At 58.4% G+C, this 15,424-nt stretch carries 11 protein-coding genes; 9 read left to right on the plus strand and 2 right to left on the minus strand.

Translation table 11 applies throughout. The features are described from left to right. Positions 1–22: 22 nt before the first annotated feature. Positions 23–616 carry a YhgN family NAAT transporter gene (locus HWQ14_RS06630; RefSeq protein ID WP_119937578.1) on the minus strand — a complete coding sequence of 198 codons (594 nt, stop codon included), beginning with the start codon at positions 614–616 and terminating at the stop codon, positions 23–25. A gap of 179 nt (positions 617–795) precedes the next feature. On the opposite strand from HWQ14_RS06630, the gene asd reads away from it, so the two are divergent. From asd to glgP, 6 genes are all read left to right on the plus strand, one after another. After that, complete coding sequence (gene asd, locus HWQ14_RS06635) at positions 796–1,899, plus strand: aspartate-semialdehyde dehydrogenase (RefSeq protein ID WP_176609299.1); 1,104 nt, start codon at positions 796–798, stop codon at positions 1,897–1,899. Between the two features lie 240 nt (positions 1,900–2,139). Then, positions 2,140–4,326 carry a 1,4-alpha-glucan branching enzyme gene (glgB, locus tag HWQ14_RS06640; RefSeq protein WP_148420568.1) on the plus strand — a complete coding sequence of 729 codons (2,187 nt, stop codon included), beginning with the start codon at positions 2,140–2,142 and terminating at the stop codon, positions 4,324–4,326. Beyond that, positions 4,323–6,296 carry a glycogen debranching protein GlgX gene (glgX, locus tag HWQ14_RS06645; protein ID WP_176609300.1) on the plus strand — a complete coding sequence of 658 codons (1,974 nt, stop codon included), beginning with the start codon at positions 4,323–4,325 and terminating at the stop codon, positions 6,294–6,296. The genes glgB and glgX overlap by 4 nt, the downstream gene beginning before the upstream one ends. 17 nt (positions 6,297–6,313) lie before the next feature. Next, positions 6,314–7,609 carry a glucose-1-phosphate adenylyltransferase gene (gene glgC / locus HWQ14_RS06650; protein WP_176609301.1) on the plus strand — a complete coding sequence of 432 codons (1,296 nt, stop codon included), beginning with the start codon at positions 6,314–6,316 and terminating at the stop codon, positions 7,607–7,609. Next, the gene (glgA, locus tag HWQ14_RS06655) at positions 7,609–9,042 is read left to right on the plus strand and encodes a glycogen synthase GlgA (protein WP_148420608.1); all 1,434 of its coding nucleotides are present in this window, start codon (positions 7,609–7,611) and stop codon (positions 9,040–9,042) included. The genes glgC and glgA overlap by 1 nt, the downstream gene beginning before the upstream one ends. A gap of 18 nt (positions 9,043–9,060) precedes the next feature. Then, positions 9,061–11,508 (plus strand): glycogen phosphorylase, encoded by a 2,448-nt coding sequence (gene glgP, locus HWQ14_RS06660; protein ID WP_176609302.1) that lies wholly within the window; start codon positions 9,061–9,063, stop codon positions 11,506–11,508. A gap of 130 nt (positions 11,509–11,638) precedes the next feature. On the opposite strand, the gene glpD is transcribed toward glgP, so the two are convergent. Further along, positions 11,639–13,147 carry a glycerol-3-phosphate dehydrogenase gene (gene glpD, locus HWQ14_RS06665; RefSeq protein WP_148420572.1) on the minus strand — a complete coding sequence of 503 codons (1,509 nt, stop codon included), beginning with the start codon at positions 13,145–13,147 and terminating at the stop codon, positions 11,639–11,641. A 250-nt stretch (positions 13,148–13,397) separates the two neighbouring features. Here glpD and glpE point away from each other — a divergent pair, with 250 nt between their 5' ends. Genes glpE through HWQ14_RS06680 form a run of 3 tightly spaced genes read left to right on the plus strand, consistent with a single transcriptional unit; the run spans position 13,398 to position 15,383 of the window. Next, entirely contained in the window at positions 13,398–13,730 is a 333-nt protein-coding gene (glpE, locus tag HWQ14_RS06670; RefSeq protein ID WP_114979336.1) for a thiosulfate sulfurtransferase GlpE, read from the plus strand. Between the two features lie 47 nt (positions 13,731–13,777). Continuing rightward, a complete protein-coding gene (gene glpG, locus HWQ14_RS06675; RefSeq protein WP_176609303.1) occupies positions 13,778–14,608 on the plus strand; it encodes a rhomboid family intramembrane serine protease GlpG in 831 nt (276 codons plus the stop codon). A gap of 16 nt (positions 14,609–14,624) precedes the next feature. Beyond that, positions 14,625–15,383 (plus strand): DeoR/GlpR family transcriptional regulator, encoded by a 759-nt coding sequence (locus tag HWQ14_RS06680; protein ID WP_176609304.1) that lies wholly within the window; start codon positions 14,625–14,627, stop codon positions 15,381–15,383. Positions 15,384–15,424: the final 41 nt, after the last annotated feature.

Here is a 15,424-nt window from a genome sequence, read left to right on the forward strand (position 1 = left end):
AGGATTGCCGTTTTGCTTTTACCTAGCCCTTCATCCACGCCCGTATCCCGTCCAGGAACATCTGCGTCGCCATCATCACCAGAATCAGCCCCATCAGACGCTCCAGCGCGTTCACCCCTTTTTCGCCCAGCAGGCGCAGGAACAGCGACGACTGCAGCAGGATGATAAACGTGCCGCCCCAGGCGATCAGCAGGGCAATGACCAGGTGGCTCATCTGATTCGGGTACTGATGCGACAGCAGCATCAGCGTCGCCAGAATCGTTGGCCCTGCAACCAGGGGAATCGCAAGCGGCACGATAAACGGCTCTTCACCCGCAGGCAGGCCGCTGCTGCTGCCTTCCGCGCTCGGGAAAATCATCTTAATGGCAATCAGGAACAGAATAATCCCGCCGGAAATCGAAACCGTTTCAGCGCGCAGGTTCAGGAACGCGAGGATTTTTTCACCGGCGAACAGGAAGATGAACATCACCACCAGGGCGATGAGCAGCTCGCGGATCATGATCGCCCGGCGGCGCTTCGGCTCGGTGTGTTTCAGCACCGACATGAAGATCGGCAGGTTTCCGAGTGGATCCATAATCAGGATCAATAAAACCGCGGCGGAAATGATTTCACTCATCTTTAAATTATCCCTGAGTCTTAGTAGTGTTATTCCGATGATTAGCACTTTTTCTGATAGCCGGGCAATCATCGATTAATTTCGCTTGCGACTTTGGCAGCATTTTGTAATGTGAAGCATATCCCAGTTCAATACTGGCTTGCACAATCAGCACACACCCCTTGCAGGAAAAAAATGCTATGAAAAACGTTGGTTTTATCGGCTGGCGCGGTATGGTCGGCTCTGTACTCATGCAACGCATGGTTGAAGAGCGCGATTTCGACGCCATCCGCCCGGTCTTCTTCTCTACTTCACAGCTCGGCCAGGCTGCACCGTCCTTTGGTGGTACCACAGGCACGTTGCAGGATGCTTACGATCTGGAAGCGCTGAAGGCACTCGACATTATTGTGACCTGCCAGGGCGGCGATTATACCAACGATATTTATCCGAAGCTGCGTGAAAGCGGCTGGCAGGGCTACTGGATTGACGCGGCCTCTTCGCTTCGCATGAAAGACGATGCCATCATCATTCTCGACCCGGTTAACCAGGACGTCATCACCGACGGCCTGAACAACGGCGTGAAAACCTTTGTCGGCGGTAACTGCACCGTCAGCCTGATGCTGATGTCCCTCGGCGGCCTGTTCGCCCAGGATCTGGTGGAGTGGGTCTCCGTGGCGACCTACCAGGCGGCATCCGGCGGCGGCGCGCGCCATATGCGCGAGCTGCTGACGCAGATGGGCCAGCTGCACCAGAGCGTTGCGACCGAGCTGGCCGATCCGGCTTCCGCGATTCTGGACATCGAGCGCAAAGTCACCCAGCTGACCCGCAGCGGCGAGCTGCCGGTCGATAACTTTGGCGTACCGCTGGCCGGCGGTCTGATCCCGTGGATCGACAAACAGCTGGATAACGGCCAGACCCGCGAAGAGTGGAAGGGCCAGGCTGAGACCAACAAAATCCTCGCTACCGCGAACGCCATTCCGGTTGACGGCCTGTGCGTGCGTATCGGCGCGCTGCGCTGCCACAGCCAGGCCTTCACCATTAAACTGAAAAAAGATGTGTCTATTCCGACCGTGGAAGAGCTGCTCGCCGCACACAACCCGTGGGCGAAAGTGGTGCCAAACGATCGTGATATCACCATGCGCGAACTGACTCCGGCAGCCGTCACCGGCACGCTGACCACGCCGGTTGGCCGTCTGCGTAAGCTGAACATGGGCCCGGAGTACCTCTCCGCGTTCACCGTTGGCGACCAGCTGCTGTGGGGTGCCGCCGAGCCGCTGCGCCGCATGCTGCGCCAGCTGGCGTAATACTTTGTTAAACACGGGGGGTGATTATCGCCCCCCTTTTTGTGCGTACTACATGGAGTAAAACGCAGATGTCTTATTTTTTATCAGGAGGAACCTCGTCGTTGGCTATGCTTTAAGGAAGATTTATTTCTCACCTGAGGGTAGGACGGAGCAGAGAGGATGAGCTGCACCGTTTAGGTCACATTAAAAGTCGTCCCGGAGCGAGTAAAAAGGGCGACATAAAAAAACAGGATGAATACCATGTCCGATCGTATTTCGAGAGACGTGATTAATGCGCTTATTGCGGGTCATTTTGCCGACCCCTTTTCTGTGCTAGGGATGCACCGTACAGAGGCCGGGCTGGAAGTTCGCGCGCTGTTACCGGATGCAACAGAAGTATGGGTTATCGAACCCAAAACCGGCCGCAAGGTGGGTAATCTGGAATGCCTCGACTCGCGTGGCTTCTTCTCAGGCGTCATGCCTCGTCGTAAAAACCCCTTTCGTTATCAGCTTGCCGTCATCTGGCACGGTCAGCAGAACCTGATTGACGACCCCTATAGCTTTGGTCCGCTCTTAAAAGAGATGGATGCCTGGCTGCTGTCCGAAGGCACCCATCTGCGGCCTTATGAAACGCTGGGTGCCCATGCGGATACCATGGATGGTATTACCGGCACGCGGTTTGCCGTATGGGCGCCAAACGCCCGGCGCGTCTCCGTCGTCGGGCAGTTCAACTACTGGGACGGCCGCCGCCACCCCATGCGCCTGCGCCGGGAAACCGGCATCTGGGAGCTGTTTATCCCCGGGGCGCATAACGGTCAGCTCTACAAGTTCGAGATGATCGATGCCAACGGCAAGCTGCGTATTAAATCTGACCCGTACGCCTTTGAAGCGGAGCTGCGCCCGAATACTGCCTCGCTTATTTGCGGCCTGCCGGAGAAGGTGGTCCAGACGGAGGAGCGCAAGCAGGCCAACCGCTTCGACGCGCCGATCTCCGTTTATGAGGTGCATCTCGGCTCCTGGCGCCGCCACACCGATGACAACTTCTGGCTGAGCTATCGTGAGCTGGCTGACCAGCTGGTACCGTACGCCAAATGGATGGGCTTTACCCATCTGGAGCTGCTGCCGATCAACGAACACCCCTTCGACGGAAGCTGGGGCTATCAGCCCACCGGAATGTACGCGCCTACCCGCCGCTTCGGCACGCGCGATGACTTCCGCTATTTCGTTGATGCCGCGCACGCCGCTGGCCTGAACGTCATTCTCGACTGGGTGCCGGGCCACTTCCCGTCGGATGATTTTGCGCTGGCCGAGTTCGACGGCACGAAGCTGTACGAGCACAGCGACCCGCGCGAAGGCTATCACCAGGACTGGAATACGCTGATCTACAACTACGGGCGGCGTGAGGTAGCGAACTACCTGGTCGGGAACGCGCTCTACTGGATCGAGCGCTTCGGCATTGATGCCCTGCGCGTGGATGCGGTGGCGTCGATGATCTATCGCGACTATAGCCGCAAAGAGGGCGAGTGGATCCCGAACGAGTATGGCGGTCGCGAGAACCTGGAAGCGATTGAGTTTCTGCGCAACACCAACCGCATTATCGGCGAGCAGGTCGACGGTGCCGTGACCATGGCGGAAGAGTCCACCGACTTCCCGGGCGTTTCGCGTCCGCCGTCAACGGGCGGCCTGGGCTTCTGGTACAAGTGGAACCTTGGCTGGATGCACGACACGCTCGACTACATGAAGCTCGATCCGGTTTATCGTCAGTATCATCACGACAAGCTCACCTTCGGGCTGCTCTACAACTACACCGAAAACTTCATGCTGCCGCTGTCGCACGATGAAGTGGTGCACGGCAAAAAATCCATTCTCGACCGCATGCCGGGCGACGCGTGGCAGAAGTTTGCCAACCTGCGTGCCTACTACGGCTGGATGTTTGCCTTCCCGGGCAAAAAGCTGCTGTTTATGGGCAACGAGTTTGCCCAGGGGCGCGAATGGAACCACGACTCCAGCCTCGACTGGCATCTGCTGGAAGGCGCTGACAACTGGCACCACGGCGTGCAGCGTCTGGTCCGCGATCTGAACCTGACCTACCGCCATCACAAAGCGCTGCACGAGCTGGATTTCGATCCGTATGGCTTTGAGTGGCTGGTGGTGGACGACCACGCGCGCTCGGTGTTTGTCTTTGTGCGTCGTGACAAAGCGGGTAACGAGATCGTCGTTGCCAGCAACTTCACGCCGGTGCCGCGTGAGCACTACCGCTTCGGCATTAACCAGCCGGGCAAATGGCGCGAAATTCTCAATACCGACTCCATGCACTACCACGGCAGCAACGCCGGTAACGGTGGCCTGGTGCAGAGCGACGCCATCGAAAGCCACGGTCGTCCGAACTCCCTCAGTCTGACGCTGCCGCCGCTTAGCACCATCTGGCTGGTGCGGGAGGGAGAATGACGCAGCTTACGGCAGGTAAACCCGAACCGCTCGGGGCGAGTTTTGACGGAAAGGGGGTGAACTTCACGCTCTTTTCTGCTCACGCGGAGCGGGTGGAACTCTGTGTGTTTGACGGGGAAGGTAACGAGCATCGTTACGATTTACCGGCGCGCACGGGAGATACCTGGCATGGCTACCTGGCCGGAGGACGGCCGGGGATGCACTACGGTTTTCGCGTTCACGGTCCCTGGGCGCCTTCTCAGGGGCACTGGTTTAACCCGGCGAAGCTGCTGATTGACCCGTGTGCCCACCGCGTGGACGGCGAGTTTAAAGACGACCCGCTGTTCCACGTCGGCTACGGTGAACCCGACCACCGCGACAGCGCGTCCGTCGCGCCCAAAAGCGTGGTGGTGCACGATCTCTACGACTGGGAAGACGATGCCCCGCCGCGCACGCCGTGGGGCAATACCGTCATTTATGAAGCTCACGTCAAAGGGCTGACGTATCTGCACCCGTCGATCCCGAAAGAGATGCGCGGCACCTATAAGGCGCTTGGGCATCCGACGATGGTCGCCTACCTGAAGCAGCTGGGCATTACCGCGCTGGAGCTGCTGCCGGTGGCGCATTTCGCCAGCGAGCCGCGCCTTCAGCGTCTTGGGTTAAGCAACTACTGGGGCTACAACCCGCTGGCGATGTTCGCCCTTGACCCGCGCTACGCCGTGCATCCGGAGAAGGCGGGGGATGAGTTTCGCGACGCGGTGAAGGCGCTTCACGCGGCGGGAATTGAGGTCATTCTCGACGTGGTGTTAAACCACAGCGCGGAAAGCGATCTGGACGGCCCGACGCTCTCACAGCGCGGAATCGATAACCGTAGCTATTATTGGATCAGGGAAGACGGCGACTACGAGAACTGGACCGGCTGTGGTAACACCCTCAACCTAAGCCATCCGGCAGTCACGCATTACGCGTACGAGTGCCTGAAGTACTGGGTTGAGACGTTCCACGTGGACGGCTTTCGTTTTGACCTGGCGCCGGTGATGGGGCGTACTCCGGCATTCAGCCAGCAGGCGCCGCTGTTTGAGGCGATAAAAAACTGCCCGGTACTTTCACAGGTGAAGCTCATCGCGGAGCCGTGGGATATCGGCGAGGGCGGTTACCAGGTGGGCAACTTCCCGCCGCTGTTTGCCGAGTGGAACGACCACTTCCGCGACGCCGTCCGCCGCTTCTGGCTGGCGCGCGATCTGTCGCTGGGAGAGTTCGCCAGCCGCTTTGCCGGCTCCAGCGATCTCTTTAAGCGTGACGGAAAACGTCCGTCGGCCACCGTCAATCTGGTGACGGCGCACGACGGTTTCACGCTGCGCGACTGCGTTTGTTTCAATCAGAAACACAATGAGGCAAACGGCGAGGAGAATCGCGATGGCACTAACAATAACCATAGCTTCAATCATGGTATAGAAGGGTTAGGCGGAAGTCTGGACGTGATCGAGCGGCGACGCGCCAGCGTTCATGCGCTGCTGACGACGCTTTTGCTGTCGCAGGGCACGCCGATGCTGCTGGCGGGCGATGAGCACGGCCATAGCCAGCACGGCAACAACAACGCCTATTGCCAGGACAACACCCTGACCTGGCTCGACTGGGGAGAAGCGAACAGCGGGTTGATCCATTTCACCGCGGCGCTGATCCATCTTCGCCAGCACATTCCCGCGCTTACCGCCGACAGCTGGTGGGAAGAGGGCGACGGCAACGTTCGCTGGCTGAATCAAGACGCGCAACCGTTAAGCGCGCAAGAGTGGCAACACGGCGTACCGCGCCTGCAGATCCTGCTTTCGGATCGCTGGCTGGTCACGCTCAACGCGACGGATGACGTCGCAGAGATTGTTTTACCTGACGGGGAATGGCGAGCCGTTCCTCCCTTTGCCGGAGCGGATAATCCGGTAGTTATGGCTGTCTGGCACGGGCCTGCGCACGGAGTGTGCGTATTCCAAAGATGATAAAAAAGGAGTTAGTCATGGTTAGATTAGAGAAGAACGATCCGTTAATGTTGGCACGCCAGCTACCATTAAAAACAGTTGCCCTGATACTCGCGGGCGGGCGCGGTACCCGTCTGAAAGATTTGACCATCAAGCGCGCCAAGCCGGCTGTTCACTTTGGTGGTAAGTTTCGTATTATCGATTTTGCACTCTCCAACTGCCTGAACTCAGGCATTCGCCGTATTGGCGTCATTACGCAGTATCAGTCGCACACGCTGGTGCAACACATTCAGCACGGCTGGTCATTCTTCAGCGAAGAGATGAACGAGTTTGTCGATCTGCTTCCCGCTCAGCAGCGCGTTCACGGGGAAAACTGGTACCGCGGCACGGCGGATGCCGTAACCCAAAACCTCGACATCATTCGCCGCTACAACGCGGAATACATCGTGATCCTCGCGGGTGACCACATCTACAAGCAGGATTACTCCCACATGCTGATCGACCATGTGGAAAAAGGGGCGCGATGCACCGTGGCGTGTTTGCCCGTGCCCGTTGCTGAAGCAACCGCCTTTGGCGTGATGCACGTGGATGCGGACGACAAGATTATCGACTTTGTCGAAAAGCCGTCGAACCCGCCAACCATGCCGGGGGACGACACCAAATCGCTCGCCAGCATGGGGATCTATGTCTTTGATGCAGATTATCTTTATGAGCTGCTGGAAGAAGACGACAAAGACGAGAACTCCAGCCACGATTTCGGCAAAGACATTATCCCGAAAATCACCAAAGCTGGCATGGCGTATGCACACCCCTTCCCGCTGTCCTGCGTGCAGTCCGATCCTAATGCGGAACCTTACTGGCGCGACGTGGGAACCCTGGAAGCGTACTGGAAAGCCAACCTCGATCTGGCATCCGTAACGCCCGAGCTGGACATGTACGACCAGAACTGGCCGATTCGCACCCATATGGAATCGCTGCCGCCCGCGAAGTTCGTGCAGGACCGTTCCGGCAGCCACGGCATGACGCTGAACTCGCTGGTTTCTGGCGGGTGCATTATTTCCGGTTCGGTGGTGGTGCAGTCCGTGCTGTTCCCGCGCGTGCGTATAAACTCATTCTGTAATATCGATTCGGCCGTTCTGCTGCCGGATGTCTGGGTAGGACGCTCGTGTCGTCTGCGTCGTTGCGTAATCGACCGTGCCTGCGTCATTCCTGAGGGGATGGTGATTGGCGAAAACGCGGAAGAAGATGCGCGTCGTTTCTACCGTTCGGAAGAGGGGATCGTGTTAGTAACACGGGAAATGTTGCGGAAGCTGCAAATCAAACAGGAGCGATGATGCAGGTTTTACACGTATGTTCTGAGATGTTCCCGTTGTTAAAAACGGGCGGACTGGCGGATGTTCTTGGGGCACTACCGGCGGCGCAAATTGCCGGAGGGGTAGATACCCGCGTGTTGTTGCCCGCTTTTCCGGATATCCGACGCGGTATTCCTGATGCAAAGGTTGTTAGCCGCCGTGAAACCTTCGCGGGACGTATCACCCTGCTGTTTGGACACTACAATGGCGTAGGGATTTACCTGATTGACGCGCCACATTTATACAACCGACCGGGCAGCCCGTATCACGATACCAACCTGTTCGCCTATACCGACAACGTGCTGCGCTTTGCGCTGCTCGGCTGGGTGGGCGCAGAGATGGCGGTCGGGCTGGATCCGTTCTGGCGTCCTGACGTGGTGCACGCGCACGACTGGCATGCCGGGCTTGCGCCCGCGTATCTGGCGGCGAAAGGCCATCCGGCCAGGTCGGTGTTTACGGTGCACAACCTGGCGTATCAGGGCATGTATTACGCCCATCATATGAATGACATCGATCTGCCATGGTCGTTCTTTAACATGCACGGGCTGGAGTTTAACGGGCAGATTTCGTTCCTGAAGGCGGGGCTGTACTACGCCGACCACATTACGGCGGTTAGCCCCACCTATGCGCGAGAAATCACCCAGCCGGAGTTTGGCTACGGCATGGAAGGCCTGCTGCAGCAGCGCCATCGTGAAGGTCGCCTGTCGGGCATCCTGAACGGCGTGGATGAGCAGATCTGGAACCCGGAAACCGATCTTCTGCTGGCGGCGCGCTACGGGCGCGACTCGGTGGAAGATAAAGCGGAAAACAAGCGTCAGCTGCAGATTGCGATGGGGCTGAAGGTCAACGACAAGGTGCCGCTGTTTGCGGTGGTCAGCCGCCTGACCAGCCAGAAAGGGCTGGATCTGGTGCTGGAGGCGCTGCCGGGGCTACTGGAGCAGGGCGGCCAGCTGGCGCTGCTCGGCGCGGGCGACCCGGTGTTGCAGGAAGGCTTCCTGGCGGCCGCGGCGGAACATCCGGGGCAGGTGGGCGTACAGATTGGCTATCACGAAGCGTTTTCCCACCGCATCATGGGCGGTGCGGACGTCATTCTGGTACCGAGCCGATTCGAACCCTGCGGCCTGACGCAGCTCTATGGCCTGAAATACGGCACGCTGCCGCTGGTGCGGCGCACGGGCGGGCTGGCGGATACGGTGTCGGATAGTTCTCTGGAGAACCTGGCGGACGGTATCGCCAGCGGGTTCGTCTTTGAGGACAGTAATGCCTGGTCGCTGCTACGTGCGATCCGGCGCGCTTTCGTCTTGTGGTCCCGTCCATCCCTCTGGCGTTACGTGCAGCGTCAGGCGATGTCCATGGACTTTGGCTGGCACGTTGCGGCGCAGTCCTACCGCGACCTTTATCAACGCTTGATGTAACGAGGCGAAGTTACTGATATGAATGCTCCATTTACCTACTCTTCACCCACGCTCAGCGTTGAGGCGTTAAAGCACTCCATCGCCTATAAGCTGATGTTTACCATCGGAAAAGATCCCGTTATTGCCAACAAGCACGAATGGCTGAACGCCACGCTGTTTGCGGTGCGTGACCGTATGGTTGAACGCTGGCTGCGCTCCAACCGCGCCCAGCTGTCGCAGGAGACGCGACAGGTGTACTACCTGTCGATGGAATTTCTGATTGGCCGCACCCTCTCCAACGCGCTGCTGTCGCTCGGTATTTACGACGACGTTAAAAACGCGCTGGAAGAGATGGGGCTGGATTTAGAAGAGCTGATTGACGAAGAGAACGACCCGGGGCTGGGTAACGGCGGTCTCGGGCGTCTTGCCGCCTGCTTCCTTGATTCGCTGGCGACGCTGGCGCTGCCGGGACGCGGGTACGGTATTCGCTACGACTACGGCATGTTCAAGCAGAACATCGTTGATGGCCGTCAGAAAGAGTCGCCGGACTACTGGCTGGAATACGGTAACCCGTGGGAGTTCAAGCGCCACAATACGCGCTATAAGGTGCGTTTTGGCGGGCGCATTCAGCAGGAAGGGAAAAAATCCCGCTGGGTGGAAACCGAAGAGATCCTCGCCGTTGCCTATGACCAGATCATCCCCGGCTACGACACCGACGCGACCAATACGCTGCGTCTGTGGAACGCGCAGGCCAGTAGCGAGATCAACCTGGGTAAATTTAACCAGGGCGACTACTTCGCGGCGGTTGAAGATAAAAACCACTCCGAGAACGTCTCCCGCGTGCTCTACCCGGATGACTCGACCTACTCGGGCCGCGAGCTGCGCCTGCGCCAGGAGTATTTCCTCGTCTCGGCAACGATTCAGGATATCCTCAGCCGTCACTATCAGCTGCACAAAACCTACGCGAATCTGGCAGAGAAAACCGCTATTCACCTCAACGACACCCATCCGGTGCTGTCGATCCCCGAGCTGATGCGCCTGCTGATTGACGAGCATAAGTTCAGCTGGGATGACGCGTTTGAAGTGACCTGTCAGGTGTTCTCGTACACCAACCACACGCTGATGAGCGAAGCGCTGGAGACGTGGCCGGTGGACATGCTCGGCAAAATTCTGCCGCGCCACCTGCAGATCATCTTCGAGATCAACGACTACTTCCTCAAGACCCTGCAGGAGCAGTATCCGAACGATACCGGCCTGCTGAGCCGCGCCTCGATCATTGATGAATCCAACGGCCGTCGCGTACGCATGGCCTGGCTGGCGGTGGTGATTAGCCACAAGGTGAACGGGGTGTCAGAGCTGCACTCGAACCTGATGGTGCAGTCGCTGTTCGCGGACTTCGCGAGGATCTTCCCGACGCGTTTCTGCAACGTGACCAACGGCGTTACGCCGCGCCGCTGGCTGGCGCTGGCGAACCAGCCGCTCTCCGACGTGCTGGATGAGAACATTGGCCGCACCTGGCGCACCGATTTGAGCCAGCTGAGCGAGCTTGAGCAGCACATTGATTTCCCGACGGTAAACAAAGCCGTGCGGGAAGCCAAGCTGCTGAACAAAAAGCGTCTGGCAGTCTGGCTGGCGATGCACCTCAACGTGGTCGCCAATCCGAAAGCGCTGTTCGACGTGCAGATCAAGCGTATCCACGAGTACAAGCGTCAGCTGATGAACGTGCTGCACGTTATTACCCACTACAACCGCATAAAGGCCGATCCGACGGCGGAGTGGGTGCCGCGCGTGAAAATCTTTGCCGGCAAGGCGGCGTCCGCCTACTACATGGCGAAGCACATCATTCACCTCATCAACGATGTGGCGAAGGTCGTCAACCAGGATCCGGACATCGGCGACAGGCTGAAGGTGGTGTTTATCCCGAACTACAGCGTGAGCCTGGCGCAGCTGATTATTCCGGCGGCGGATCTCTCTGAGCAGATTTCCACGGCGGGAACGGAAGCGTCCGGCACCAGCAACATGAAGTTTGCCCTGAACGGCGCGCTGACCATCGGCACGCTGGACGGCGCCAACGTTGAGATGCTGGACCACGTGGGGGCGGAGAATATCTTTATCTTCGGCAATACGGCGGAAGAGGTGGAGGCGCTTCGCAAGAAGGGCTACTCGCCGCGCGAGTATTACGAAGAGGATGAGGAGTTACGCCAGGTGCTGACGCAAATCGCTACCGGGGTATTTAATCCTGAGGAGCCCGGCCGCTACCGTGACCTGGTGGATTCGCTGATTAACTTTGGCGACCACTATCAGGTGCTGGCGGATTACCGCAGCTACGTGGATTGTCAGGATAAGGTGGACGAGCTGTACCGGCATCAGGAGAAGTGGACCAGCGCCGCGATGCATAATATCGCCAACATGGGTTACTTCTCGTCGGACAGAACCATCAAGGAGTATGCCGAGAATATCTGGCATATCGATCCGGTGCGGTTATAAAAGCAAAGCGGCAACCCTGGTTGCCGCTTTTAGCGTTAGTTACCTCTCTCCGAAGGGGGGAGGATATTAAAGTCCCCTCTCACCTTCGGGGAGAGGGTTAGGGTGAGGGGGACAGCCCGCACCGATCGCATCAAGACGCCAACGACAGCTCACGCTTTCCCGCATGCTGCGCCAGCCACTGCGCCACGCGAGACTGCTGCTCGGCGTTGAGCCACATCCCTTCTTTCGTACGGCGCCAGATGGCATCTTCCAGGCGGCGAACCCACTCGTGTTCAACCAGGTAGCGCAGCTCCGCTTCGTACAGCTCGTGGCCGAAATGCTCGCCCAGATCGGCAAGCGCTTTCGCGTCGCCCAGGAACAGCTCGGTATTGCTGCCGTAGGTGCGGGCATAGTGGCGCGCCATACCTTCGGTGATGAACGGGTAGCGACGGCGCAGCTTCGCGGCGTAATCGTCGCGGTTTCCGCCGATATCACCGCCAGGCAGCACCGCCTCTTTGGTCCACGCCGGGCCAATGCCTTTATAGTACGGCGCCAGTTTTTCCAGCGCGTGCTCGGCCAGCTTGCGGTAAGTGGTAAGTTTGCCGCCAAAGACTGACAGCAGCGGCGCCTGACCGCCTTCGTCGTGGATATCGAGCGTGTAGTCGCGGGTGATCGCCTGCGGTGAATCAGATTCGTCATCGCACAGCGGACGCACGCCGGAGTAAGTCCAGACCACGTCATCGCGCGCAAGCTGCTTTTTAAAGTGCGCGTTATACACCTTCAGCAGGTAGCTGACCTCGCTTTCGTCGATCTCCACGTTTTTCGGATCGCCCTTGTACTCCACGTCGGTGGTGCCGATGATGGAGAACTCGTCCATCCACGGGATCACGAACACGATGCGCTTGTCTTCGTTTTGCAGGATATAAGCCTGCTTCTGGGTATGCACGCGCGGCACCACGATGTGGCTGCCCTTAATCAGGCGGATGCCGTACGGTGAAGGCAGGTGCATGCCGTCGTCGAAGAACTGTTTCACCCACGGGCCGGTGGCGTTCACCAGGCCGCGCGCTTTCCAGCTGAACTTCTCGCCGGTATCCACGTCTTCCGCTTCCACGATCCACAGGCCGTTTTCACGACGCGCGGCGGTCGCGCGGGTGCGGGTTTTCACCTCGCCGCCCTTCTTCTCCACCATCTGCGCGTTAGCCAGAACCAGACGCGCATCGTCAACCCAGCAGTCGGAATATTCGAAACCGCGCACGATTTCAGGCTTAAGGACCGATTCTGAGCCAAAACGCAAACCGTTCGAACCCGGCAGGCTGGTGCGTTTGCCGAGATGATCGTACATAAACAGGCCAATGCGGATCATCCACGCCGGACGCAGGTGCGGGCGGTGGGGCAGGCGGAAGCGCATCGGGATTGCCAGATGCGGCGCCATCTTCAGCAGCACCTCGCGTTCGGCCAGCGCTTCGCTGACCAGGCGGAATTCGTAGTGTTCCAGGTAGCGCAGGCCACCGTGGATCAGCTTGGAGCTGGCGGACGACGTCGCGCAGGCGAGATCGTTAGCTTCCAGCATCAGCACGGATAAACCGCGTCCTGCGGCGTCGACCGCAATACCGGCACCGTTGATGCCACCGCCTATCACAATCAGATCTTTGGTTTCCATAACACCCTCATGCACTTTCGTTAAAGCTCAAAAATGTTCGATATCGCTCATAATAGCAAAGGAACGCGCTTTTGGTAACATCAAAAAAACAATTTAGAGTGATATGGATAACATAATGGCGTTTACCCGCCGCCAGGACGTACACTACGGGGTAAAATAGTGCGACTAACTTTTCTCCCTCTCCCCGTGGGAGAGGGCTGGGGTGAGGGCATCAGAGCGCACCCAACCTGAACAACAGAAAGAGAACACCATGGATCAGTTTGAATGTATTAACGTAGAAGAAGCCCACCAGAAGATGCATCAGGGAACAGCGGTGCTGGTGGATATCCGCGATCCGCAGAGCTTTGCGATGGGCCACACCCCGGGCGCGTTCCATCTGACCAACGACACGCTGGGGGCGTTTATGCGCGATAACGACTTCGAAACTCCGGTGATGGTAATGTGCTACCACGGCAACAGCAGTAAAGGCGCGGCCCAGTATCTGATCCAGCAGGGCTACGATGCGGTCTACAGCGTCGACGGCGGCTTCGACGCCTGGCATCGTCATTTCCCGGCAGAAGTTGAATACGCGTTCGAGCGCTGATCCCGCTATACTGTCCCCTTTTGTGTGGAAATAAGCGACCGCTGCCCATGTTGATGATCACCTCTTTTAGCAACCCGCGCGTCGCCCAGGCGTTTGTCGACTATATGGCGACGCAGGGCATTATCCTGACTATTCAGCAGCATACGCAAACAGACGTCTGGCTGGCGGATGAAAGCCAGGCCGATCGCGTTAACGCCGAGCTGGCGCGCTTCCTGGAAAATCCTGGCGACCCTCGCTATCTGGCGGCAAGCTGGCAGTCCGGCCATACCGGTAGCGGACTGCATTATCAGCGTTTTCCGTTCCTTGCCACGATCCGCGAGCGCGCAGGCCCGTTTACCCTGCTGCTGATGGCGGCCTGTATCCTCGTTTTCATTATTATGAACGTGGTGGGCGACCAGAGCGTGATGCTGGCCCTGGCATGGCCGTACGATCCCTCCCTGGAGTTTGACGTCTGGCGCTACGTCCCCCATGCGCTGATGCACTTCTCGGTAATGCATATTCTCTTTAACCTGCTGTGGTGGTGGTATCTCGGCGGCGCGGTGGAGAAGCGGCTCGGCAGCGGCAAGCTGATTGTAATCACCATCATTAGCGCCCTGCTGAGCGGCTACGTGCAGCACAAATTCAGCGGCCCGTGGTTTGGCGGGTTATCCGGCGTGGTGTACGCCCTGATGGGTTACGCCTGGCTCAGAGGCGAGCGCGACCCGGATAGCGGCATCTATTTACAACGCGGCTTAATAACCTTTGCGTTAATATGGCTTATTGCCGGATGGTTCGATCTGTTTGGTATGTCTATCGCCAACGGTGCGCACGTCACCGGGCTGGCGGTCGGGCTGGCGATGGCGCTTGCCGACACGCTCCATGCGCGAAAACGAACATAATTCCCAGGGATATTTCATGAAACAAACACAACGTCATGACGCCATTATCGAACTGGTAAAAAAACAGGGATACGTCAGCACCGAAGAGCTGGTGGAGCAGTTTGCCGTCAGCCCGCAAACCATCCGTCGTGACCTGAACGACCTTGCCGATCAGAACCGTATCCTGCGACACCACGGCGGCGCCGCGCTGCCGTCCAGCTCGGTGAATACCTCGTGGCATGACCGTAAGGCCACGCAAACGGCAGAGAAAGAGCGTATCGCCCGCAAAGTGGCGAGCCAGATCCCGAACGGCGCAACGCTGTTTATTGATATCGGCACCACGCCGGAAGCGGTCGCCCACGCGCTGCTCAACCACGAGAACCTGCGCGTGGTCACCAACAACCTGAACGTGGCCAACACCCTGATGCAGAAAGATGATTTCCGCATCATTCTCGCAGGGGGCGAACTGCGCAGCCGCGACGGTGGCATTATCGGCGAGGCGACCCTCGATTTTATTTCTCAGTTTCGTCTCGATTTCGGCATTCTGGGGATCAGCGGCATCGACACCGACGGCTCGCTGCTGGAGTTCGATTATCACGAGGTGCGCACCAAGCGCGCGATTATAGAAAACTCGCGCCACGTGATGCTGGTGGTGGACCATTCCAAGTTTGGCCGTAACGCGATGGTGAACATGGGCAGCATCAGCATGGTCAACGCGGTTTACACCGACGTGATGCCGCCGGCGGGGGTACTGCAGGTAATTAAGGATAATAATGTGCAGTTAGAGTTATGTTGAGAAGCCATTCTCCCTCTCCCTGTGGGAGAGGGCCGGGCTGA

The sequence above is a fragment of the Enterobacter cloacae genome (assembly GCF_013375935.1).
GTDB classification, from domain to species: domain Bacteria; phylum Pseudomonadota; class Gammaproteobacteria; order Enterobacterales; family Enterobacteriaceae; genus Enterobacter; species Enterobacter pasteurii.

What these genes read in the sequence shown, in the direction of transcription:
- glpE (WP_114979336.1), top strand. Translation starts at nt 13,398, where the DNA reads ATGGATCAGTTTGAATGTATTAACGTAGAAGAAGCCCACCAGAAGATG.
- glgA (WP_148420608.1), top strand. Translation starts at nt 7,609, where the DNA reads ATGCAGGTTTTACACGTATGTTCTGAGATGTTCCCGTTGTTAAAAACG.
- HWQ14_RS06680 (WP_176609304.1), top strand. Translation starts at nt 14,625, where the DNA reads ATGAAACAAACACAACGTCATGACGCCATTATCGAACTGGTAAAAAAA.
- glpG (WP_176609303.1), top strand. Translation starts at nt 13,778, where the DNA reads ATGTTGATGATCACCTCTTTTAGCAACCCGCGCGTCGCCCAGGCGTTT.
- glgC (WP_176609301.1), top strand. Translation starts at nt 6,314, where the DNA reads ATGGTTAGATTAGAGAAGAACGATCCGTTAATGTTGGCACGCCAGCTA.
- glgX (WP_176609300.1), top strand. Translation starts at nt 4,323, where the DNA reads ATGACGCAGCTTACGGCAGGTAAACCCGAACCGCTCGGGGCGAGTTTT.
- glgP (WP_176609302.1), top strand. Translation starts at nt 9,061, where the DNA reads ATGAATGCTCCATTTACCTACTCTTCACCCACGCTCAGCGTTGAGGCG.
- HWQ14_RS06630 (WP_119937578.1), bottom strand. Translation starts at nt 616, where the DNA reads ATGAGTGAAATCATTTCCGCCGCGGTTTTATTGATCCTGATTATGGAT.
- glpD (WP_148420572.1), bottom strand. Translation starts at nt 13,147, where the DNA reads ATGGAAACCAAAGATCTGATTGTGATAGGCGGTGGCATCAACGGTGCC.
- asd (WP_176609299.1), top strand. Translation starts at nt 796, where the DNA reads ATGAAAAACGTTGGTTTTATCGGCTGGCGCGGTATGGTCGGCTCTGTA.
- glgB (WP_148420568.1), top strand. Translation starts at nt 2,140, where the DNA reads ATGTCCGATCGTATTTCGAGAGACGTGATTAATGCGCTTATTGCGGGT.